Here is a 735-nt window from a genome sequence, read left to right on the forward strand (position 1 = left end):
ACGGGCTTGGACTTCCTTTCCATTCAGGAACGATAGTAGCATTTATTCTGATGGTTGTAATATCTTATCTCCTGATTAAATATGCCAGAAGAGCAAAGAAAAATATATATCAGACGGCTGCACTGTCGGTGGTTTATATGATCATTGGATTCTCATGCTGGATGGTTATTCCTATCAGAGCGAATGCGAATCCACCGATGAACCTTAATGATCCTGATACTGCCATTGGTATGCTGGACTATTATAACAGGAAGCAGTACGGTGACTGGCCGACTATCTACGGTCAAAACTATACCGCTTTCCTTGATGCCAACGGAATTGAGAAAAATGAAGACGGGAGCTTCAAAACGAAGAAAACCGGAGAAATCTATGAAAAAGATGAAAAAACCGGAACTTACAGAAAAACCGGGGACCGATTCAATTATACATTCAGCCAGTCTCAGATTAGCTTAATGCCAAGAATGTTTAATGAGGATAAAGACGTAATGGCAAACTACATTTCTATGTACGGAGCTCCTGACTTTACCTTCAATTATGCCAATGAAGATGTGGCAGACAATCCTGAGGCAAAACAGATCTTTGATGAACTGAGAGCTAAATATGAAGATAAATCCATTACGGCAGCTGATTACCTGAAAGTGAAACCTTACAACCTGATCAATGTTCAGAAGCCTTCACTGGCTCAGAATATGGACTATTTCATTACATTCCAGAATGGGTATTATTTTGTAAGAT

General features: G+C 39.6%; 1 pseudogene. It reads left to right on the top strand.

The window, feature by feature from the left end:
* Positions 1 to 735, top strand: a pseudogene (locus LC418_RS21225) (DUF2723 domain-containing protein); the annotation flags it as partial.

Origin of the sequence: Chryseobacterium lathyri (assembly GCF_019970085.1) — a bacterium.
GTDB lineage: Bacteria > Bacteroidota > Bacteroidia > Flavobacteriales > Weeksellaceae > Chryseobacterium > Chryseobacterium lathyri.